Raw genomic sequence first — 20768 nt, 5'->3', positions numbered from 1 at the left:
GTCACTTGGAATCCCGGTTGCGAAAGAAGAAGCGAGAGGAAAGGTTCAGGAACAGCACGAACAGGGTCAGCAGCAGGGCGCCGGCCCAGGCCAGTTGCTGCCAGTTCTCGAACGGACTCATGGCGAACTGGAAGATGGTCACGGGGACGCTGGCCATGGGCTTGAGCAGGTCCGCGTTCCAGTACTGGTTGCCGAAGGCGGTGAACAGCAGCGGGGCGGTCTCGCCGGTGATGCGGGCGATGGACAGCAGCACCCCGGTCACCACGCCGGCACGAGAGGCGCGCAGCAGGACCTGCAGGGTCACCTTCCACTGGGGGATGCCCAGGGCCAGGGCCGCTTCACGCATGGCTGCCGGTTGCAGCTGCATCATCTCGTCGGTGGTACGGGTCACCACCGGCACCACCAGCATGGCCAGCGCCAGGGCCCCGGCGAAACCGGAGAAACCTATGCTGCCGCCGGTGGCATGATTGAGCTGCACCACCACGGCGGTGTAGATGAACAGGCCGATGACGATGGAGGGCGCCGACAGCAGGATGTCGTTGACGAAGCGCACCACCAGACCGAGCTTGGAATGGCGCGCGTATTCCGCCAGCCACAGACCGGCCAGGATGCCGATGGGCGCGCCGATGGCGGTGGCCAGCAGGGTGATCAGCACGCTGCCGAACAGGGCGTTGGCCAGGCCACCGCCGGTAGCGCCGGGCGGCGGGGTCATCTCGACGAAGAGACTCGGACTCAGGGCGCTCATGCCCTTGATCAGGGTGGTGCCGAGAATCCAGACGAGGAAGCCGAGACCGAGCACGGCCGCGGCGCTGCCGAGGATCAGCGCGATGCCGTTCTTGATCCGGCGCTTGCGGTAGAGATAGGCGTCGATGTGCATCAGTTACCTGCCTTGCGCGACAGCTGCGACAGCATTAGACGCGCTGCCAGCAGCACGAAGAAGGTCACCACGAATAGCAGGAAGCCCAGGGCGATCAGCGAGGAGCGATGCAGATCGGTGTAGGCCTCGTTGAATTCGTTGGCGATCACCGAGGCGATGGAGCTGCTCGGCATCATCAGCGAAGCGGAGAACTGGTGGGCGTTGCCCAGCACGAAGGTCACCGCCATGGTCTCGCCCAGGGCGCGGCCCAGGCCGAGGAAGGCACCGCCGACCACCGCCGAGCGGGTGTAGGGCAGCACGATGTCCCAGCAGACTTCCCAGGTGGTGGAACCCAGGGCGTAGGCCGACTCCTTGAGCTGCGGCGGCACGCTGCGGAACACCTCGTACATCACCGAGGTGATGAAGGGCAGGATCATGATCGCCAGGATGATGCCGGCGGTGAGCATGCCGATGCCCAGCGGCGGGCCCTGGAACAGCACGCCGATGACCGGGATGGCGCCCAGGTAGTCGTTGATGAAGGGCGAGATGTGCGCGGCCATGAAAGGGCCGAAGACGAACAGGCCCCACATGCCGTAGATGATCGAGGGAATGCCGGCGAGCAGTTCGACGGCGGTCGCCACCGGGCCACGCAGCCAGGTGGGGGCGATCTCGGAGAGGAACAGGGCGATGCCGAAGCTGGTGGGCACGGCCAGCAGCAGGGCGATCAGCGACGTCATCAGGGTGCCGTAGATGGGCACCAGGGCACCGAACTTCTCGGCACCGACGTCCCATTCGGCGGACGTCAGGAAATCCAGGCCGAAGGTCATGAAGGCCAGGCGGCCACCCCAGAGGGTGGACAGGGCTGCCCCGACCAGCACCAGCAGGACCAGCAGGGCGGCAGAGAACAGCAGGCGCCGGAACCAGGTGTCCGCGCGGGTATCCCGACGGATACGCTCTTCCTGAGCGGCCGAAAGGGGAAGGGTTTGATCGGTCATGGCGATTTCCGGTCAGCAGATCGGGATGCGCGAAGCCGCCCGGGCCCCTTGGGGGTTCCCGGACGGCAGGCGGTCTTGCTTACTTCTTGAAGTCAGACGCCCAGTAGCCTTCGATCTGCTTGACCAGGGCATCGGGGACCGGGACATAGTCCAGGGCGGACGCTTCCTTCTGGCCGTTTTCCAGGGACCATTTGAAGAAGTCGAAGGCGACCTTGCTACGCTCTTCGTTCTTCGGCTCCTTGTACATCACGATCCAGGTGGTGGCGGTGATCGGCCAGGCGTCGGCGCCCGGGGCGTTGGTCATCAGCAGGTTGAAGTCCTTGGCGCTCTTCCAGTCGGCGGTGGCGGCGGCGGCCTGGAAGCTCTTGGCATCCGGCTGCACGAAGTTGCCGGCGGCGTTCTTCAGCTGCACGTGGGACATCTTGTTGGTCAGCGCATAGGCGTACTCGACGTAGCCGATGGAGCCCTTGATCTGCTTCACGTAGGCAGCGATACCCTCGTTGCCCTTGCCACCCACGCCGACCGGCCAGTTGACGGTGGTGCCGAAGTTGAACTTCTCCTTCCACTCCGGGCTGACCTTGGCCAGGTAGTTGGTGAAGTTGTAGGACGTACCCGAACCGTCCGAACGACGGACCACGGTGATGGCGCTGTCGGGCAGCTTCAGGCCGGGGTTCAGCGCGGCGATGGCCGGGTCGTTCCAGGTCTTGACCTCACCCATGAAGATCTTGGCCAGCAGCGGGCCGTCGAGCTTCAGCTTGCCGGGCTCGATGCCTTCCACGTTCACCACCGGCACGATGCCGCCGATGATGGTCGGGAACTGGCCCAGGCCGCCTTTCTGCAGGTCTTCGGTGCTCATGGGGGCGTCGGTGGCGCCGAAGTCCACGGTCGCCGCCTTGATCTGGGCGATGCCGCCGCCGGAACCGATGGACTGGTAGTTGATGCGGTTGCCGGTCTTCTCGCTGAAGGTCTGCGACCACTTCGACAGGACCGGGTAAACGAAGCTCGAGCCTGCGCCCGTGACATCCACGGCGTGAGCGGCAGTGCTCAGGCAAAAGGCCGACAACAACAGGGAGAGGCTGAACGTGCGTTTCATTGGTTGCTCCATTACCTTAGTGAGGGCTGGCGCTAGGCTATTGCCGAAATGTGACAATTAAGTGTCAGCACCATGACGAAACGGGGACGGCAGAGCGCCACCATAGCCATGCCCGCCGTTCCTACCGAGCGTGCGAATGAAGCGTCATTCCCGGTGCCGGGCGGCGTCCGCAGCCCTGTCCGGTCTCCTCGAAAGAGAGGTTGCCTCCCTTTCGACGCAGTCTTCGTCCCCTGCGCGGGCGACTTCCAGCGATCGGCTAACGACATGCCCCTGGGGTCGGTAGCCGCCTGTGCCGCACTTCGCCGGCATCCCGTGCGCCAACTCCATCCGTCTAGAACGCTGTGTTCGGGCGCATCCGTGAGGTCATAGCCCTCAGCGACGGCAGAAGATTTAGCCAAGGCTATATATATTAGAACTATCTACAAGATAGACTTTCTCTATCCGGCTAGGTAAGGTGGCGGCCTCTTTGGGGAGTAGCCTGCTTCCGCCGCGGCGGAAAGCGTCCTGGTCAACATACTCGGCAACCGCCGTGGTCAGGACAGCCAGTCAGGGTTGGCGAGACCAGAGGCATCACCGTGCCATACCGGGCGTGCGGGGTGTCTTATGGATCGAGCCCGGTCGGCGCTGTGACGATGAACCCCGCTTCCCTGATGTTCCTGGCCTTCGCCATGTCCACCGACGCCTTCGCCGCGGCCGTCGGCAAGGGCGCCAGTCTGCACAAGCCCTGCCTACGCGAAGCCCTGCGCACCGGGGCCATCTTCGGCGTCATCGAGGCCATCACCCCGGTGATCGGCTGGGCGGTGGGCCTGACCGCCGCCCAGTACGTGCAGCCCTGGGATCACTGGATCGCCTTCACCCTGCTCTCCGTGCTCGGCCTGCGCATGATCTGGGCCGGCTTCGGCGCACCGGAGGCCGAAGAGGAAAAACCCCGCCAACACTCCTTCCTGCTGCTCGCCCTCACCGCCGTGGCCACCAGCATCGATGCCCTCGCCGTGGGCGTGGGCCTGGCCTTCATCGACGTCAACATCGTCACCGCGGCCCTGGCCATCGGCCTCGCCACCATGGTCATGGTCACCACGGGAGTGATGCTGGGTCGGGTGATGGGCAACCTGGTCGGCAAGCGCGCGGAAATGCTCGGCGGCGTGGTGCTGATCGTGATCGGTGCGGCCATCCTCCATGAACACCTGGCCACTGTCGCCTCCTGATGGCCCGGCTGTGGCGTAGCGCCCTGCTCGTCCTGGTCGCGCCGCTGCTGGCCGCGGTGGGCTTTCTCACCTGGCAACGCTTCTGGCCGGCCCAGGCCGCCAGTGGCTGGCGCTACGAGGTGGCCTATGCCGACGTCGCCAAGGCCAGCGCCCTGGCCTGGCAGGGCGATGCCCTGCTCGCCGCGGAAGAACTCAAGGACGGCAAGGGCCGCCTGCTGCGCATCGATGCCCAGGGCCGACGCAGCGTGCTCAGCGCGGGCCTGTACAAGCCCGATGGCCTGGTCCCCTACCGCGACGGCTTCGCCTATAGCCAGGAAGGGGGCACCTATCCGGTGCGCTGGTTCGACGCCGCGGGCAGCCGCGACCTCTTCACCGGCATCAATGCCCAGGGCCTCTGGGCCGAAGGCGAACAGCTCTATGCCGTGGAGGATCGCAAGGGCGAAGGCCGCCTGCTGCGCTACGATGCCCGCGACGGCCGCCTGACCGTGCTGCGCGACCGCCTGGACGAAGCGGAATCCTTCACCCGCTGCCCGGATGGCACCGCCTTCTATACCGAGAAGAGCCGCGGGCTGGTGCGTCAGCTGAGCGACGACGGTCGCGATCCGCCGGCCCTGAGCGAACTGCGCGAACCCAGCTTTCTGCTCTGCGACCGACGCGGCCTGTGGATCAGCGAAGACTCCACCCACCGTGCTCGCCTGCTGCTCTGGGATCGCCAGTCCGCCCCGCGCACCATCCTCAGCTTCCTGCGCGCGCCCCAGGCGTTGCTCCCCAGGGGCGACGGCTACCTGCTGGCCGAAGGCGGGCGGGATCGCATCATCGCCCTCTATCCACGCTAGGCCACGGCGCTAGCGCTAGAGCATGCGCTTGAGGGTATCGTCGCGCCGGATCAGGTGGTGCCACAGGGCAGCCAGTAGATGCAGGCCGATCACCCAATAGAAGGCCGTGCCCAGCCAGATGTGCACGCCTTTGAGCGACTTGGCCAATTCCGGGTCCACCGGGAAGGGCGAAGGCAGCGCCCAGGTGCTGGAAGGGATCTTCACCGCGCCGATGGTCAGCCACACGGTGAACAGTCCGAGCAGCGGCTGGGCCAGCAGGAAGCCATAGAGGGCGTAGTGGGTCAGCCGGCCGACGGCCTCCAGGCTCCGCGCCAGCGGCGGCGTGATCGGCGGCACCGGATGGCGATGCCGGACCCAGAGCCGCGGCAGTACCAGCGCCAGGACCAGCAAGCCCACCCAGAAATGGCTGAGCACCACCCACTGGCGCTCCAGAGAACCCCGTTCGAATTGCCCGCGGCTGAGGATCAGGCCATAGGCCAGGATCACCAGCAGGGCCATGAGCCAATGCAGCCGTCGAGCGCTGCGGGCATAGCGGGAAGGGGAGGAACCGGTGTGCATGGCGAAGTCCTTGCGCGATGAACGGAAACGGGCGCCGGCAGTGTAGCGGCGCCCAAATGGCGAGGGTAAGACCCTGCGGGCTAGCCGCAGGGGTTCGTCGGGGTGTCGAGCAGCAGCTTGCTCAGTTGCTGCGGCGGCTGGTGCACCAGGCCGGTGGGCGACTCGCAGACGCGCTGCACGAAGTTGTCGCTGAACAGCAGCTTGCCGTGGACGAAGTGCTCGTCCGGGCGGCGATTGGGGTTGTCGATGCGGGTACCCAGGCGCTCCGCCAGCCAGCTGCCGGCCTCGTAGTGACTGATCCAGCGCTCGCCCTGCAGACTGGCCAGGGCCTGCTCCGGGGCGTCCCGTGCCACCACGATCACCGGGACGTCGCTGACCTCGGGCACCAGGTCGTTATGGCCCCAGTGGCCACCCTCCCCCAGCCGCTGGCCGTGGTCGCCGGTGATGATCAGGTAGCGCTCGCCCTCCAGGCGGTCGAAGTCGGCGAGGATCTCGGCGAGCAGTCCATCGAGGTAATGCAGCGAATTGTCGTAGGCGTTGGCCTGCCCCTCGGCACCCTGGTCCGGCCAGGGCGCCGGCGTGGTCTCGTGCCGGTAGTTCTGCGCATAGGGCAGGTGCGCGGTGCGCAGGTTGAGCACCACGAAGTTGCGCGGAGCCCAGCGCTGTTCGTCGAGGATGTCCAGCAGGGCGCGATCCTGGCGTTGCAGGAAGCGCAGCGGGTAGTCCTCGCGGGTGATGGAGACGTCCAGGTAGCGACTGCCCAGGTGCGCCAGCAGCTTGGACTCCTGGGACGACAGCCAGTGGGTGCGAAAACCCGCGGCCTGGGCGAAGCGGAACAGATTGATCTCGCCGGTGCGCAGGCGCCGGTCCTGTCCCGGCTCGCGGATCGGATTGAGCAGATAGGGCAGGCTCACGTCGGTGGCGACCCCTGCCGCCACGCCGGGCCGCATCAGCGCCTGGGGATTCCCCTCGAGATAGGCCGATAGCCTGGGCGTGGTGTCCCTTGCATAGCCGAAGGCGCCCAGGCGATCGCTGCGCAACGAATCGGCCACCACCAGCCAGACATGGCGTGCCGTGCTCGGCACCTGGGCCAATTGGTAGGGGGCATAGGCTGTCGGCGGCAGGATGACATCGTCACGCCCGGCCAGGCGCACCGCCCAGGCGGAAAAGGCGTTGAGGCTGTTGTGCAGCCCGCTGCGCGCGGGGCTGGGGACGAAGGCATCAAGGTTACGGTAGGTGGCGCGATAGGGCTTGGACAGCAGCACCGCGGCGATCAGCACCAGCGCCCAGCGGCTCGCCGGCAGCGGCACCCGGCCGGGCAGGTAGAGGTGCAGGGCGATCAGCAGGCCATAGGGCAGGCCCACGCAGAGCAGCACCGGCCAGTGCTGCGGCAGGCTGAGCCAGAGCGCCTGGCGCACCTCCGCGGTGTCGCCCAGCATGGCCTGGATGTCGATGGCGCTGAGCGGCTCGCCGAAGAAGCTCAGGTTGCCCAGCTGCAGCAGCTGCATCAGCGCGAACAGGAACAGGATGGCCGCCGCCAGCCGCGGCAGGTTGCACAGCCACAGGGCCAGGCTGAACACCCAGAGCGCGACGACGTAGCCCGCCTCCAGTTCGGCGCGGTTGTTGGGGGTGAAGAGCTGCTGGAGGAAGTCGTCGGCCAGCAGCAGCAGGCAGCTCAGGCTGGCGAGCAGCGACAGGTTGCGCCAGGGACGCCAGCCGGTGGCCGAGGTGCGGAGCGGCAGGACGAGCATCAGCAGGGCTCGCACGGCGACTGCGGAAGGGAACGAACAGGCATGGCCGGGCTCCAGCGATGGAAAGCCGCCACCCTGGGGGACGAACCTTAATGCAGTCTTAGTGGCTAACCTCAGGTTACAGATGACTGCCCGGTGCGCCGACGGCGCACCGAAGCCCTTGACCCTGAAGTGACTTCAGGCTTCAGGATGCAGGCCAAACGGTACCTGTCCCCTTCCCAACGAGAGACCTATCGATGAGTGGCTCCACCCACCACGACCATCACGATCACGATCACGATCACGATCACGATCACGATCATCAGCATGATCACGGGCATGGCCATTCCCATGCACCGCGGGTCACCGCCAGCAACGAGCGCAAGCTCAAGCTGGTCTTCGCCCTGACCTTCGGCTACGCCATCGTCCAGGCGCTGGGCGGCTGGTGGTCCGGCTCGCTGGCGCTGATCGCCGACTCCGGTCACATGGTCTCGGACGCCGCCGCCCTGCTGCTGGCCCTGGTGGCCTATCGCGTGGCGGCCAAGGCGGCCAATGCTCGCTTCACCTATGGCTTCCATCGAGTGCGCATCCTGGCGGCCCTGACCAATGGGGTCGCCCTGCTGCTGCTGGTGCTATGGATCGGCTGGGAAGCCATCACGCGGCTGCGCGAGCCCACCGAGGTGCTGTCGGGTCCCATGCTGGTGGTGGCGGTGATCGGCCTGGTGGTCAACATCGTCGGCTTCCTGGTGCTGAACGGCGGCCACAAGGACGACAGCAACCTGCGCGGTGCCCTGCTGCACGTGGCCGGCGACCTGCTCGGATCGGTCGGCGCCATCCTCGCCGCCCTGGGGATTCTCTGGACCGGCTGGACCTGGCTGGATCCGGCGCTGTCGATCCTGGTCGCCCTGCTCATCGTCAAGTCGGCCTGGTCGCTGGTCCGGGATGCCGGCGCGGTACTGCTGCAGGCGGCACCCCGGGAATTCGACACGGCGGGCGCCACGGCGGCGGTACAGGCGCTGCCCGGCGTGGCCGAGGTGGGCCACCTGCATGTCTGGACCCTGACCGACGAGACCCGTATCGCCACCCTGCACATCACCCCGGCGCCGGGCAGCGATCCGCTGCAGCTACCCAACCTGGTGGGCGACGTACTGCGCAGTCGGCATGGGCTGCAGCACGTGACGGTGCAGGTGGACCCACCCGGGACCCTTGACGGGCACTGCGCCTAGGCTGCGGCTGAAAGGTACCGGCGCTCGCCCAGGCGGCGTTGATCATCCACGGGCATGCCAGCCTTGATGCAATCTTGGCGGGCAACGCCTGGTAACAGTTGGCCGCGCCGTCCGGCCCTGTCTACGGCGATGATGGCGGGCTACCGGTGCAGCGAGTGGAGGAGCAGGCCGTGCGGGTACTCCTGGTGGAAGACGACGTGCCCCTGGCGCAGGGTATCCGCATGACCCTGCGGGGCGAGGGCTACACCCTGGACTGGGTGGCCGATGGCCTGGCCGCCGAGCATGCCCTGGGCTGCGAACGCTTCGACCTGGTGCTGCTGGACCTGGGCCTGCCACGCCTGGACGGCCTCGACCTGCTGCGCCGGCTGCGCAGCCAGCCCGAAGGCAGCGTGCCGGTGCTGGTACTGACCTCCCGCGACGCCAAGGCCGACCGCATCCAGGGCCTGGATGCCGGCGCCGACGACTACCTGGTCAAACCCTGCGACCTGGACGAACTCAAGGCCCGCCTCCGCGCCCTGATCCGTCGCAGTTGCGGGCGTGCCCAGCCGCTGCTGGAGCACGGCGGCATCAGCCTCGACCCGGCCAGCCAGGCGGTGCGCTTCCGCGGCGCCGAGGTGAGCATGACGCCCATGGAGTACCAGTTGCTGCACCAGTTGCTGCTGCGTCCCGGCGCCGTCATCACCCGCGAACGGCTGAGCAACGCCCTCTATGGCTGGCAGGAAGCGGCCTCGGGCAACACCCTGGAAGTGCTCATCCACAATCTGCGCAAGAAGCTCGACAGCAGCCTCATCCGCACGGTGCGGGGCGTCGGCTATCTGCTGGAGCGCCAGCCATGATCGCCATCCGCACCCGTATCCTCGCCCCTACCCTGGCCCTGGTGATGGCTGGCAGCCTGGCCCTTGCCCTGTTGGCCCTGCGCGACAGTCATCGCGAGATCGAGGGCATCTACGATGCCCAACTGGTGCAGGGCGCGCGCCTGCTGGAAGGCCTAGTGCAGACCGGCCTGCCGACGGCGGACAACTGGGCCGCCCTGACCCGGGTGTTCGACCGCGCCATGCAACCCGCACCCGGTGTGACGGCGCATCCCTACGAGAATCAGCTGACCTTCCAGATCTGGACCGCCGACGGCCAGTTGCTGGTGCGCTCCGGCAACGCGCCCGAACTGAGCGAGGTGCCGCCCGAGGGCCTGCACGAAGTCTTCGAGAACGGCCGCGAATGGTGTGGAATGCTGGTGCGTACCGCCGATAGCGGCCTGCGCATCTGGGTCGGCGAGCGCGAGGACCTGCGCCAGGATCTCATCCAGCGCATCGCCAGCCACACCCTCTGGCCGACCCTGGTCGGACTGCCGCTGCTGGTCGCGGTGCTCTGGCTGCTGCTCGGCTGGGGCTTGCGCCCGCTGCAGGACTTCGCCCGTGGCCTGCGCGAGCGCGACCAACATAGCCTCGCGCCACTGCCGGCCGGTCCGCTGCCGCCGGAACTGCAACCCATGCACAGCGCCCTCGACCACCTGCTCGCCCAGCTGCGCGCCCTGCTCGACCGCGAGCGGCGCTTCATCGCCGACGCCGCCCACGAATTGCGCACGCCCCTGGCGATCCTCGACCTGCACGCGCAGAACGCCCAGCGCGCCGAGACCGCGGCGGAGCGCGACGAAGCCCTCGGTTACCTGCGCCAGGGCGTGAGCCGGGCCACCCGCCTGGCCAGTCAGCTGCTCACCCTGGCACGCCTGGAACCGGGCGCTACCCAGGCGCGGCCGCTGGAGCTGGAACCCCTGGTGCGGGAAGAGCTGGCGGAACTCACGCCCCTGGCGCTGGATCGCCAGGTGGAGCTGGTGCTGGCGGCGCAGCCGGGGCAACCGGTGCTCGGCGATCCGGACGCCATCGCCATCGCCCTGCAGAACCTGGTGACCAACGCCCTGGCTTTCGCCCCGGCCGGCAGCACGGTGGAGGTAGGTATCGAAGCCGGTCACGACGATGGCGTGCTGCTGCGGGTCGAGGATCGCGGCCCAGGGGTGGACGAAGCCGAGCTGGCACGCCTGTGCGACCGCTTCTACAGTGCCGGCAATCCCCAGGGCGCCGGACTGGGCCTGGCCATCGTCGAGACCATCACCCGACGGCTGGGCGGCGCCCTGAGCTTTCGCAACCGCCCCCGCGGCGGCTTCTGCGTGGAATTGCGCCTGCCACGCGCGGCCCAGGTCGCCTAGGCCCCCTGGCAGCCCGCCAGCACGGCTGAGCGCGCCGGACGGGTAAGGCGCAGCCCCAGCCCCATGAGCAGCACCACGCCCAGCGCCATCAGCAGCCAGGCATTGGCCAGGCTGTCGAGCTGGTCGCGCAGGATACCGGCGGCCAGGGGCGCCAGGCTGGCGATGAGATAGCCACCACCCTGGACGAAACCGAGCAAGGCACCCGCCTCGGCCGGATCGCGCACCCGGTCCATCGCCAGGATCAGCGACAGCGGGAACAGTGCGCCGATGCCCAGGCCGAGCAGGATGGCGGTGGGGATCGCCAGGCTCAGCGGCGCCAGGGCCAGGCACAGCAGACCCACCAGCACCACGCCGAGCACGCCCAGCACCAGCGGCCGGCGATGGCGCAACCGGGCGATGGTCGCCGAGAGCAACAGGCCCGCGCTGACCTCGGCCAGGCTCACCCCGCCCAGCAGCAGCCCGCTGTCGGCCGGGCGCCAGCCAAGGCCGGTGTAGTAAGGCGGCAGCCAGGCCAGCACCAGGGTGTAGGCAGCGGTGCCGATGCCGAAGAAGGCCAGCAGCAACCAGGCCTGCCGCGAGCGCCAGGGCTGGGCGCGGGGCGCCGCGGCCACCACCGGCGCATCGGGGCGCGCCAGGGCCAGCCAGATGCACAGGGCCAGCAGCACCGGCAGCGTCCAGAGCGCCAGGCCCTGGGCCCAGCCCAGTCGCTCGGCCAGGGGTGCGGCCGAGGCCGCCGCCACGGCTGCGCCGCCCATGATGCCGGTGGTATAGAGCCCCATCAGGGTGCTGGTACGAGCGGGATGGCAGTGGCGGATGTAGGCCGGGATCAGTGCCTGCACCAGGGCGATGCCGACACCGCCCAGGCCGGCGGTGAGGATCAGCCCCAGGCTGCCGGGCTCTTCCCAGCGCGCGGCATTGGCCAGCGCCAGCAGCAGCAGGCCGAGAGCGATACCCCGGCGCTCGCCAAGCCAGGCCTGCAGGCGGGCGCCCGCCAGGGCACAGAGGCCCATGGCGGCGATGGGCAGGGTGGTGAGCGTGCCGGCACCGCTGCCGTCGAGGCCGGTGGCGGCCTGGATGCCATCCAGCAACGGGCCGACGGCGGCCAGGATCGGGCGCAGATTGAGGCCGACCAGCAGCACCAGCAAGACGGCCAGGAGGGCATCCTGGCGGGGCGAGGGGGCGGTCGGGGATGATGGTGACGCGGAAAGCATGGACAATCTCCCAATGGAGCTCAGGTATTTCTCTTGACGAGAAGTATCTTAACATCAAGATATATTCTCGAGGTAATCCGATGGCCGATCGCGCCGAATTCGCCGTGGACCAATGGCGCCGGGAACGGCCCGACCTGGACGCCCTGCCCATGCGCCTGGTCGGCCGCCTTGGCGAGATGGCCCAGATCCTCAGCCGCGACGTGCTGCAGCCGTTCTTCGACGAGCATCGGCTGCACTATGGCGAATTCGACGTGCTGGCCACCCTGAGGCGCGCCGGCGAGCCCTATGCGCTGAGTCCGACGGTGCTCTACGAATCGGCGATGATCTCTTCCGGCGGCATGACCAATCGCCTCGACCGCCTGGAGCGCGCCGGCCTGATCGAGCGGCAGAAGAATCCCGGGGACCGCCGCAGCACCCTGGTCGCCCTCACCGCAGCCGGCTTCGACCTGATCGATGGCCTCATGGCCGCCCACGTGGACAACGAGCGTCGCGCCCTGGCCGTGCTCAGCGACGACGAGCAACGCCAGCTGGACGCCCTGCTGGGCAAGTGGCTGGCCAGCCGCGCGCCGGCCTGACGGCCATGCTCGTCGACGTCAGCTTCTGCAACGGGCTGTACGCCCTATGGCCATGGCGACCGGGTGCCCGCGCATCGCCAGGCGCAACTGATCCAGGCGCTCTGTGGCGTGGTGATCGTCACCACCGTCCAGGGTCGCTGGGTGGCGCCGCCGGGACGGGGCGTCTGGATACCCGCTGGCGAGGAGCACGACCTGCACCTGCTGGGGCGGACCGAGGTGCGCACCCTGTTCGTCGAGCCCGACGCCCGCGCCGACCTACCGCCCCGCAGCCAGTTGATCGCCGCCTCGCCGCTGTTGCGCGAACTCATCCTCGCCGCCCTGCCCTTGCCCGCCGATCGACCGGCCGAGGGTCGCGCCCGGCATATCCTGCAGCTGATACTCGCGGAAGTGCAGGGCTCGTCCGCCGCGGGACTGCACCTGCCCTGGCCGAGCGACCTGTCTCTCGCCGAGCTGTGCCGTCACCTGCGCCAGCACCCGGGCGAACCCTGGACCCTGGCCCGGGCCGCCGCACGCCTGGCGGTCAGCGAGCGTACCCTGAGCCGGCTGTTCCTCAAGGAGACCGGACTGGGCTTCGGCCAGTGGCTGCAACGGGGCGCGGCTGGATTCCAGCCTGACGTCCCTGGCCGCCGGCCACGCCATCGTCGACGTGGCCCTGGATCACGGCTATGCCAGTCCCAGCCCCCTGCGCGATCCGGACAGGCCAGCCAGGAAAAAGGCCGCCTGGGGATACCAGGCGGCCTTGGTCTTCGCTCGGGCAGGGCTCAGTCCACCGCGATCCGCTCCAGCGGCACCGGCTTGAGGCGCGGTGTGAGGAAATGGATCACCAGGATGGCCACCAGGTAGGCGCTGCCAGCCACGATGAAGATCGGCTGGTAGGACTTGAAGATCTCCAGGATGTAACCGTTGTAGGTGGTCATCAGCATGCCGCCGATGGCGCCGGCGGTACCGCCGATGCCGATCACCGAGGCCACGGCTTCCTTGGGGAAGAGGTCCGACGGCAGGGTCATCAGGTTGGCCGACCAGGCCTGGTGGGCCGCCGCGGCGAGACCGATGATGCCGACCACCAGCCACAGGCTGGAGACGAACTGGGCGGTGACGATGGGCACCACGGCCAGGGCGCAGAGCAGCATGGTGGTCTTGCGCGCCAGGTTGGCGCTGCGACCGAGCTTCATCTGCTTGGACGAGCCCCAGCCGCCCATCACCGAGCCGATGTCGGCGAGGATGTAGATGGCGATCAGCGGCGGGCCGAAGGACTTGAGGTTCAGGCCATAGGTCTTGCCGAGGAAGTCCGGCAACCAGAACAGGTACAGCCACCAGATCGGATCGGTGAGGAACTTGCCGGCGGCGTAGGCCCAGGTCTCGCGGAAGGTCAGCAGCTTGAACCAAGAGATCCGGGTCGGGGTAGCCGGGGTAGCGGCCACCGGGGAACCCTCGTCGGACTGGATGTAGGCCAGCTCCTCACGACTCACCTTGGGATGCTCGTGGGGCCGGCGATAGATCAGCAGCCAGGCGATCAGCCACAGCGCGGTGACGATACCGATGGAAATGAAGGCCGCCCGCCAGCCCCAGGCCAGGGTGATGGCCGGCACCAGCAAAGGTGTGATGATCGGCCCCATGGCGGTACCGGCGTTGAAGATGCCGGTGGCCTGGGCGCGCTCCTTCTGCGGAAACCATTCCGACACCGCCTTGAGGCTGGCCGGGAAGCTGCCGGACTCGCCGAAACCGAGGGTGAAGCGCACCAGCACGAAGTGCGTGACGGTATGGGCGATGCCGTGGCCGATGCTGGCGATGGTCCAGATGGTGAAGGCCAGGGCATAGCCGATGCGCACCCCCACCTTGTCGATGATGCGCCCGAAGGTGAGGAAGCCGATGGCATAGGCGCATTGGAACCAGAACACGATCTTGGCGTAGTCGGTCTCCGACCAGCCCAGATCCGCCTGCAGCGTGGGCTTCAAGATGCCGATCATCTGCCGGTCGATGTAGTTGATGCCGATGGCGATGAACAGCAGGGCGCAGATCAGCCAGCGGTAGCGGGTGAAGCGGGAGGCTTGTTGTGCGGAGGCGACGGGCGGGACCTGCGGCCGCGGGGCGGACTCCGTCCCGGGAGTGACCTGGATAGTCATGTAGTGGGCTTCCTGACTTGTTGTTATGGCCGGCGTGAGCCGGGGTCGTTGGAAAGCTGTTACCAGATATTCATATGACATCGTATGAGTGACTTTCCGAGGTGTCAATCCGCCCAAGGCCCAGTGGCCAGGCGAGCACGCAGGCGCTATTCGCGGAGCGTGGCGCCCCGTTCATCCCATGAGATGCGCCGTCCAGAGCGCCCCGTGACCTGCCTGGCACTTTTCCATACGGCAGCGTCTAATGCGCACCTCGTGAAGCTCGGTCTTCGCCTCCTCCCATTGCAGAGAGTGTCGTGTCCCTCGCAGACCTACCCGCCCTGATGGCCCGTGTCGCGCAGCTCGAGCAGAGCAACGACGAATTGCGCCGTCAGCTCGAGGCCCGCGACCAGCCGTCGGTGGCAACCTCGGCCCTGGCCAGCGAGCGCTACCAGTTCCTGTTCAACACCATGGATGAGGGTTTCTGCATCATCGAATTCCTCGACGGTCCCCATGGACCGCTGAGCGACTACATCCACGTCGAGGCCAACCCGGCCTACGCCGCCCACGCCGGCATCCCCAACGTGGTGGGCCAGAAGCTGCGCGACATGGTCGGAGCCGAAGCCCAGGCCTGGCTCGACCGCTACGGCCACGTGCTGCGCAGCGGCGAATCCATCCGCTTCGAGCAGGAGCTGGTGGCCACCGGACGCTACCTCGACGTGACCGCCTTTCGCATCGAGCCGGCCAGCCGGCGCCAGGTGGCGGTGCTGTTCCAGGACATCACCCCGCGCAAGCGCGCCGAAGCGGCGTTGCGCCAGCTCAACGAGACCCTGGAGGAGCGGGTGCAGGCGACGCTGGCCGCCAACCGCATCCTGGCCGGCGTGGTGGACGGCGCCGCTGCCCTCATCCAGGTGCTGGACTTCAATTTCCGCTGGCTGGCGATCAATGGCACGGGCGCCGCGGTGTTCGAACGGCTGATCGGGGTGCGGCCGCGGATCGGGGACTCCTTCCTGGAAGCCCTGGATGCCCATCCCGACCTGCGCGACCGGGTACTGCCGCTGTGGCGGCGCGCCTTCGCCGAGGAAGAATTCAGCGAGATCATCAGCGTCGGCGAAGAGGCGACGCCCCGCCATTACGAATTGCAGTTCAGCGTGCTGCGCGACGCCGACGGCCGTGCCCTCGGCGCCTACCAGTTCGCCTATGACGTCACCACCCGCCTGGAGGAGCAGCAGCGCATCCGGGTCATGGAAGAGGCGCTGCGGCATTCCCAGAAGATGGAAGCCGTCGGCCAGCTCACCGGTGGCATCGCCCATGATTTCAACAACCTGCTCACCGGCGTCCTGGGCTCGCTGGAAATGCTCGACCTGCGCCTGCGCCAGGGCCGCCTGGAGGATCTCGACCGCTACACCGGCACCGCCCGCAGCGCCGCCCAGCGCGCCGCCGCCCTTACCCATCGCCTGCTGGCCTTCTCCCGCCGGCAGACCCTGGATCCCCAGCCGGTGGCCCTGGAACAGCTGGTGATCGGACTCGAAGACCTCATCCAGCGCAGCATAGGTCCGCAGATCCTGCTGGAGCGCGAGGCCGATCCCGAACTCTGGCTGACCCACGTCGATGCCTCGCAGCTGGAGAACGCCCTGCTCAACCTCTGCCTCAATGCCCGCGACGCCATGCCGGAGGGCGGGCGCATCCGCATCCTGCTGGCCAACGAACGCCTGGGCGAAAACAGCGCCCGGCGCTGCGGCCTGGCCGCAGGCGACTACGTGCGCCTGAGCGTGGGCGACACCGGCAGCGGCATGAGCGAGGACATCCGCGCGCGGGTGTTCGATCCCTTCTTCACCACCAAGCCCCTCGGCCAGGGCACCGGCCTGGGCCTGTCCATGGTGCATGGCTTCGTCCTGCAGTCGGGCGGCAGCATCCAGATCGAATCCGCACCCGGCGCCGGCACCTGGGTCCATCTCTGCCTGCCGCGCCATCACCTCGTGCCGGTCGAGCCGACGCCCGTCTACCCCGAGCAGCAACCCCGGGTGCCGGGCCACGGCGAGACCCTGCTGGTGGTCGATGACGAACCCACCATCCGCGCCCTGGTGACCGAAGCCATGACCGTCCAGGGCTACCAGGTGCTGGAAGCGGCCGAGGGCGCCAGCGCCCTCGACCTGATCCAGAGCGGCACCGCCGTGGACCTGCTGGTCACCGACGTTGGCCTGCCCGGCGCCCTCAACGGCCGCCAGCTCGCCGACGCGGTGCGTCGCCTGAGACCCCAGCTACCGGTGCTGTTCATCACCGGCTATGCGGAAAGCCATGCCATCGGCGACGGCGATCTCGACGCCGGCATGCGCGTGCTGATCAAACCCTTCACCCTGGACACCCTCGAACGCCGGGTCCAGCTGATGCTGGGCGATCCGCTCGCCGAGGACGGCGACACCGGCACCGCTTAGTGGCTTTTTGCTATCATCAGTCGAACGATGATAGGCCGTCCCGCGAGAAGTCCATGGACAAGCTGCCCCCCTTGAAACTGCTGCTGATCTTCGCCGTGATCGCCGGCATGGCGCTCCTGGCCGCCCAGATTCGCTAGTGTGGTGTTTCAGAAGTTACCTACACAATTTTGGCGGCGCTTTTTCGGCCTGGGCGTTGTTGCCACTCCTCGCCATAGCCCTGCTATGACTCGTCGCGGCGCCTAGCCCAGGCCAAAAAATCACTCGCCAATTCTTGCGCGAACTTCTGAAACACCACACTAGGCTCTGTACGAAAAGTCGCCGAGCGAAGGTCAGGCGCGGCGAAAAAGGCCGAGGAAGCGGACCGGGCTCGCGCACGAGCTTACGAGCGGTAAATGAGCATTCCGAGTGCCTTTTTCAACGAAGCATCACCGAGCGCAGGCATTTTCGTACAGAGCCTAGGCGGGCCGCGGGCTTTCCCCGTCGCTGAACCTTTTCCGCCGCGGTCGGCGGTCGTTAAGCCAATCCTAAGCCGCAGCTGTCAGTCTGCATCCATGCCGTCATGGCATCGTAGAAGCTGACATCTGCGCTTTAGCCCGGGTAGGACCCGGGCTTTTTTTCGCCTGCGCAAAAATTGAGCAGCAGTCCACGCCCCGGACGTTTGCCACTGCGGCCCGACCGGCAGGCCCTGGCATGATGGATTTCTCGTCCAGGAGGGACACCCCATGATCACCAGGATGCCGTCCGCTACCGCCCTGCCGCTCGCCTACGATGTCTGTCCGCTGGGGGTGGAGGTGCCGTCGCTCTCCCTCGAGATCCTGCGGCGAGGTTTCCTGGCCCTGGATCATCACGGACAGCGTGACGTCGGCCGCGCCATCAAGCAACAGCTGCGCGAGCGCCTGGTGGCCGGACTCGACGGCGAACTGCCCCTGGCCGTCCTGCAGAGCGGCGCTGAGGCCAGCGACTCCTGCGCGCAGCCCGTGCGCCGCCGCGGGCATCAGTCCCGGTAATCCGGCTCCAGGCGCAGCAGCTGGCGCTTCACGCTTTCCAGGTGCAGCCGGGCGCTGTCGGCGTTGCCCTGCAGCATCTGCCGGCAGGCGGCGTGGGCGATGTCCGGAGCCACCGGCTTGAGCGGTCGACCGCTGGCCATGGCCTTGAGCTGTACCTCGGCGGCGCGCTCCAGGTAGTAGAGGTCGTCCCAGGCCTCGGCGATGCTCGGGCCCAGCACCAGCGGGCCGTGATTCTTCAGCAGCACCACGGCGGCGTCCCCGGCGGCCCGGGCGATGCGCTCGCCCTCGGAAGAGTCCAGCGCCAGGCCGTTGTAGTCCTCGTCCACGGTGAGACGGTCATAGAACTTCAGCGCGGTCTGCCCGGCCCAGACGAAGGGCTCGCCGTCCAGCAGGCAGAGCGCCGTGGCGTTGGGCATATGGGTGTGGAAGGCCGCCCGCGCCTGCGGGTTGAGCCGGTGCAACTGGGCGTGGATATAGAAGGCGGTGGCTTCCGGCGCGCCGTCGCCGGCCACCACGCCGCCCGCGAAATCGCAGATCAGCAGCGAAGAAGCCGTGACCTCGGCGAAGGCCAGGCCGTAGGGATTGACCAGGAACAGCTCGTCGTGCCCCGGCACCACGAAGGAGAAGTGGTTGCAGATCCCCTCGCCCAGGCCGAGCCGGGCGGCCATGCGGAAACAGGCGGCCAGATCGATGCGTGCCTGGCGAATGGCCGGGGTGTCGAGATCGCGGAACGAGGCGGAATGGGAGACAGCGGGGTCGAAGGCGTGGGCCATGGAAAGCTCCTTGGAAAGAGGCCGGAACGTTGCACAAAGGATGCCGAGGGGCTGTCACCTCGCTGTCATCATAAAAATGCAGCAATCTCTTGTTACACCTCTGCCTCCACTCTTCAACTCTCAGGGATCCTCCCATGGCGTTCATCCCCACCCTGCTCGCCCGCGCCTGCTGCCTCACCCTGCTCGCCAGTTCCGCCGCCATGGCCGCCGCGCCGACGCGCAACGTGATTCTCTTCATCCCCGACGGCCTGCGCGCCGGCATCGTCGATGAGCAGACCGCACCGAACCTGGCCCAGCTGCGCCGCGAGGGGGTGAACTTCCAGAACAGCCATTCGCTCTTCCCCACCTTCACCACGCCCAATGCCTCGGCCATGGCCACCGGGCACTACCTGGGCGATACCGGGGATTTCGGTAACACGATCTACACCGGCTTCCCGGTGCCGGGCGCGGGGGGCAGCGTCACCCCCTTCCTGGAGAACGACGAGGTGCTGGGCGACGTCGACGAACACTTCGCCGGCAACTACCTGGACGAAGAGACCCTGCTAGCCGCCGCGCGCCAGGCCGGGCTGTCCACCGCCGCCGTCGGCAAGCTCGGGCCGGTGGCCATCCAGGACGTGACCGCCCGCGACGGCGAGAAGACCGTGATCGTCGACGACTCCACCGGCCACCCCACCGGCATCCCGCTGAGCCCGGCCATGCAGGACGCCCTGAAACAGGCCGGCCTGCCCCTGGAAGCCCCGAGCCGGGGCGCCAACGGCAAGGCCGGCAACGCCACCACGCCGGGCACCCTGAGTGCCAACGTCGAGCAGCAGCGCTACTTCCTCGACGTCACCAACCAGGTGCTGCTGCCGCGCTTCAAGGAGAGCGGCAAACCCTTCGTGCTGGTGTTCTGGTCGCGTGACCCGGATGGCACCCAGCACAACCAGGGCGACAGCCTGGGCAAGGTCACCCCCGGCATCAACGGACCCACCAGCCTCGCCGCCATCCGCAACGTCGACGCCAACCTCGGCGCCCTGCGCGCCCGGCTGAAGGAGCTGGGCCTGGACGGCAACACCGACATCTTCGTCAGCGCCGACCACGGCTTCTCCACCATCTCCAAGGAGAGCAAGACCAGTCCCGCCGCCCAGGCCAGCTACCAGGACGTGCCCAAGGGCCAGCTGCCGCCGGGCTTCCTCGCCCTGGATCTCGCCGCCGCGCTGAAATTGCCGCTGCTCGATCCGGACGCCAAGGGCGCTGCGGTAGAGATGGACAAGGGCCAGCACCCGAGTAAGGCCAACGGCCTGATCGGCGCCGATGCGGCCAGGCCCGAGGTGGTGGTGGCGGCCAATGGCGGCTCGGATCTGGTCTACCTGCCCCAGGACGATGCCAAGGCGCTGGCGCCCAAGGTGGTCGCGGCGCTGCTCAAGCAGGACTACGTCAGCGGGCTGTTCGTCGACGACGACCTGGGCAAGATCCCCGGCACCCTGCCGCTGTCGGCCATCAACCTCAAGGGCTCGGCGCTCACCCCCTACCCGGCCATCGTGGTCAACTTCCGTTCCTACGACAGTGGCTGCGGCAAGCCCGACGTCTGCGCCGTGGAAGTGGCCGATACCGGCCTGCAGCAGGGCCAGGGCATGCACGGCAGCTTCAGCCGCGGCGATACCCACAACTTCATGGCGGCCATCGGTCCGGACTTCCGCAAGGGCTTCGTCGACCCGAGCCCGGCCAGCAACGCCGACGTCGGCCAGACCCTGGCGCACCTGCTGCACCTGCAGATCCCGGCCAAGGGCCAACTGGTCGGCCGGGTGCTCGGCGAGAGCCTCGAAGGCGGCAAGCCGGTCCAGGCCAGCCACCAGGAGCAGCGGTCGAAGCCGGCCCAGGGCGGCCTGGTCACCGAGTTGAAGACCCAGACCGTGGGCAAGACCCGCTACTTCGACGTCGCCGGCTTCAAGGGCCGTTCGGTCGGGTTGTAAGAGGAAGGCGGACGCTC

General features: G+C 67.8%; 18 protein-coding genes. 10 read left to right on the top strand and 8 right to left on the bottom strand.

The window, feature by feature from the left end:
* Position 1: 1 nt before the first annotated feature.
* The 3 genes from pstA to pstS form a co-directional block, all read right to left on the bottom strand.
* Positions 2-877 carry a phosphate ABC transporter permease PstA gene (gene pstA, locus AR540_RS19915; RefSeq protein ID WP_059231317.1) on the bottom strand — a complete coding sequence of 292 codons (876 nt, stop codon included), beginning with the start codon at positions 875-877 and terminating at the stop codon, positions 2-4.
* Complete coding sequence (gene pstC / locus AR540_RS19910; protein WP_059231315.1) at positions 877-1851, bottom strand: phosphate ABC transporter permease subunit PstC; 975 nt, start codon at positions 1849-1851, stop codon at positions 877-879. Before pstC ends, pstA begins: the two co-directional genes overlap by 1 nt.
* A 79-nt stretch (positions 1852-1930) precedes the next feature.
* Positions 1931-2956 carry a phosphate ABC transporter substrate-binding protein PstS gene (gene pstS, locus AR540_RS19905; protein ID WP_082707053.1) on the bottom strand — a complete coding sequence of 342 codons (1026 nt, stop codon included), beginning with the start codon at positions 2954-2956 and terminating at the stop codon, positions 1931-1933.
* A gap of 620 nt (positions 2957-3576) precedes the next feature.
* Between pstS and mntP the strand changes: the two genes are divergently transcribed.
* Both mntP and AR540_RS19895 read left to right on the top strand, forming a co-directional pair.
* Positions 3577-4149, top strand: coding sequence for a manganese efflux pump MntP (gene mntP, locus AR540_RS19900; protein WP_059231311.1), 573 nt, complete (start codon positions 3577-3579; stop codon positions 4147-4149).
* Positions 4149-4985, top strand: a complete 837-nt coding sequence (locus AR540_RS19895) for a hypothetical protein (protein WP_059231308.1) — start codon at positions 4149-4151, stop codon at positions 4983-4985. Before mntP ends, AR540_RS19895 begins: the two co-directional genes overlap by 1 nt.
* A 15-nt stretch (positions 4986-5000) precedes the next feature.
* Here AR540_RS19895 and AR540_RS19890 read toward each other — a convergent pair whose 3' ends face one another.
* Complete coding sequence (locus AR540_RS19890; protein WP_059231307.1) at positions 5001-5543, bottom strand: cytochrome b; 543 nt, start codon at positions 5541-5543, stop codon at positions 5001-5003.
* Between the two features lie 80 nt (positions 5544-5623).
* A complete protein-coding gene (locus AR540_RS19885; protein WP_059231303.1) occupies positions 5624-7294 on the bottom strand; it encodes a phosphoethanolamine transferase in 1671 nt (556 codons plus the stop codon).
* Between the two features lie 236 nt (positions 7295-7530).
* Between AR540_RS19885 and AR540_RS19880 the strand changes: the two genes are divergently transcribed.
* The 3 genes from AR540_RS19880 to AR540_RS19870 all read left to right on the top strand — a co-directional run bounded on the left by AR540_RS19880 (position 7531) and on the right by AR540_RS19870 (position 10699).
* Entirely contained in the window at positions 7531-8499 is a 969-nt protein-coding gene (locus AR540_RS19880; protein ID WP_059231301.1) for a cation diffusion facilitator family transporter, read from the top strand.
* Positions 8500-8669: 170 nt separating this feature from the next.
* Positions 8670-9335, top strand: a complete 666-nt coding sequence (locus tag AR540_RS19875; protein ID WP_059231621.1) for a response regulator — start codon at positions 8670-8672, stop codon at positions 9333-9335.
* Entirely contained in the window at positions 9332-10699 is a 1368-nt protein-coding gene (locus AR540_RS19870; RefSeq protein ID WP_059231299.1) for an ATP-binding protein, read from the top strand. Before AR540_RS19875 ends, AR540_RS19870 begins: the two co-directional genes overlap by 4 nt.
* On the opposite strand, the gene AR540_RS19865 is transcribed toward AR540_RS19870, so the two are convergent.
* The gene (locus AR540_RS19865; RefSeq protein WP_236712095.1) at positions 10696-11910 is read right to left on the bottom strand and encodes an MFS transporter; all 1215 of its coding nucleotides are present in this window, start codon (positions 11908-11910) and stop codon (positions 10696-10698) included. The genes AR540_RS19870 and AR540_RS19865 overlap by 4 nt on opposite strands.
* A gap of 80 nt (positions 11911-11990) precedes the next feature.
* On the opposite strand from AR540_RS19865, the gene AR540_RS19860 reads away from it, so the two are divergent.
* Both AR540_RS19860 and AR540_RS19855 read left to right on the top strand, forming a co-directional pair.
* Complete coding sequence (locus AR540_RS19860; protein WP_059231295.1) at positions 11991-12485, top strand: MarR family winged helix-turn-helix transcriptional regulator; 495 nt, start codon at positions 11991-11993, stop codon at positions 12483-12485.
* A gap of 63 nt (positions 12486-12548) precedes the next feature.
* Entirely contained in the window at positions 12549-13328 is a 780-nt protein-coding gene (locus tag AR540_RS19855) for an AraC family ligand binding domain-containing protein (RefSeq protein ID WP_236712094.1), read from the top strand.
* Here AR540_RS19855 and AR540_RS19850 read toward each other — a convergent pair.
* A complete protein-coding gene (locus tag AR540_RS19850; RefSeq protein WP_059231293.1) occupies positions 13247-14608 on the bottom strand; it encodes an MFS transporter in 1362 nt (453 codons plus the stop codon). The two genes, AR540_RS19855 and AR540_RS19850, sit on opposite strands and share 82 nt — an antisense overlap.
* Before the next feature lie 293 nt (positions 14609-14901).
* On the opposite strand from AR540_RS19850, the gene AR540_RS19845 reads away from it, so the two are divergent.
* Entirely contained in the window at positions 14902-17019 is a 2118-nt protein-coding gene (locus AR540_RS19845) for an ATP-binding protein (RefSeq protein WP_059231290.1), read from the top strand.
* Positions 17020-17741: 722 nt separating this feature from the next.
* Positions 17742-18026 (top strand): hypothetical protein, encoded by a 285-nt coding sequence (locus AR540_RS19840; RefSeq protein ID WP_059231289.1) that lies wholly within the window; start codon positions 17742-17744, stop codon positions 18024-18026.
* On the opposite strand, the gene AR540_RS19835 is transcribed toward AR540_RS19840, so the two are convergent.
* A complete protein-coding gene (locus tag AR540_RS19835; protein ID WP_059231287.1) occupies positions 18014-18799 on the bottom strand; it encodes an aldolase in 786 nt (261 codons plus the stop codon). The genes AR540_RS19840 and AR540_RS19835 overlap by 13 nt on opposite strands.
* Positions 18800-18933: 134 nt before the next feature.
* On the opposite strand from AR540_RS19835, the gene AR540_RS19830 reads away from it, so the two are divergent.
* Complete coding sequence (locus AR540_RS19830; RefSeq protein ID WP_059231285.1) at positions 18934-20751, top strand: alkaline phosphatase family protein; 1818 nt, start codon at positions 18934-18936, stop codon at positions 20749-20751.
* Positions 20752-20768 lie beyond the last annotated feature (17 nt).

This window comes from Pseudomonas sp. EpS/L25 (assembly GCF_001512295.1).
Classification (GTDB): Bacteria; Pseudomonadota; Gammaproteobacteria; order Pseudomonadales; family Pseudomonadaceae; genus Chryseomonas.
Note: the sequence above shows the minus strand (reverse complement) of the source record. Positions and strands in the feature narration are given on the sequence as shown.

What these genes read in the sequence shown, in the direction of transcription:
- pstA (WP_059231317.1), bottom strand. Translation starts at nt 877, where the DNA reads ATGCACATCGACGCCTATCTCTACCGCAAGCGCCGGATCAAGAACGGC.
- pstC (WP_059231315.1), bottom strand. Translation starts at nt 1,851, where the DNA reads ATGACCGATCAAACCCTTCCCCTTTCGGCCGCTCAGGAAGAGCGTATC.
- pstS (WP_082707053.1), bottom strand. Translation starts at nt 2,956, where the DNA reads ATGGAGCAACCAATGAAACGCACGTTCAGCCTCTCCCTGTTGTTGTCG.
- mntP (WP_059231311.1), top strand. Translation starts at nt 3,577, where the DNA reads ATGAACCCCGCTTCCCTGATGTTCCTGGCCTTCGCCATGTCCACCGAC.
- AR540_RS19895 (WP_059231308.1), top strand. Translation starts at nt 4,149, where the DNA reads ATGGCCCGGCTGTGGCGTAGCGCCCTGCTCGTCCTGGTCGCGCCGCTG.
- AR540_RS19890 (WP_059231307.1), bottom strand. Translation starts at nt 5,543, where the DNA reads ATGCACACCGGTTCCTCCCCTTCCCGCTATGCCCGCAGCGCTCGACGG.
- AR540_RS19885 (WP_059231303.1), bottom strand. Translation starts at nt 7,294, where the DNA reads ATGCTCGTCCTGCCGCTCCGCACCTCGGCCACCGGCTGGCGTCCCTGG.
- AR540_RS19880 (WP_059231301.1), top strand. Translation starts at nt 7,531, where the DNA reads ATGAGTGGCTCCACCCACCACGACCATCACGATCACGATCACGATCAC.
- AR540_RS19870 (WP_059231299.1), top strand. Translation starts at nt 9,332, where the DNA reads ATGATCGCCATCCGCACCCGTATCCTCGCCCCTACCCTGGCCCTGGTG.
- AR540_RS19865 (WP_236712095.1), bottom strand. Translation starts at nt 11,910, where the DNA reads ATGCTTTCCGCGTCACCATCATCCCCGACCGCCCCCTCGCCCCGCCAG.
- AR540_RS19860 (WP_059231295.1), top strand. Translation starts at nt 11,991, where the DNA reads ATGGCCGATCGCGCCGAATTCGCCGTGGACCAATGGCGCCGGGAACGG.
- AR540_RS19850 (WP_059231293.1), bottom strand. Translation starts at nt 14,608, where the DNA reads ATGACTATCCAGGTCACTCCCGGGACGGAGTCCGCCCCGCGGCCGCAG.
- AR540_RS19840 (WP_059231289.1), top strand. Translation starts at nt 17,742, where the DNA reads ATGATCACCAGGATGCCGTCCGCTACCGCCCTGCCGCTCGCCTACGAT.
- AR540_RS19835 (WP_059231287.1), bottom strand. Translation starts at nt 18,799, where the DNA reads ATGGCCCACGCCTTCGACCCCGCTGTCTCCCATTCCGCCTCGTTCCGC.
- AR540_RS19830 (WP_059231285.1), top strand. Translation starts at nt 18,934, where the DNA reads ATGGCGTTCATCCCCACCCTGCTCGCCCGCGCCTGCTGCCTCACCCTG.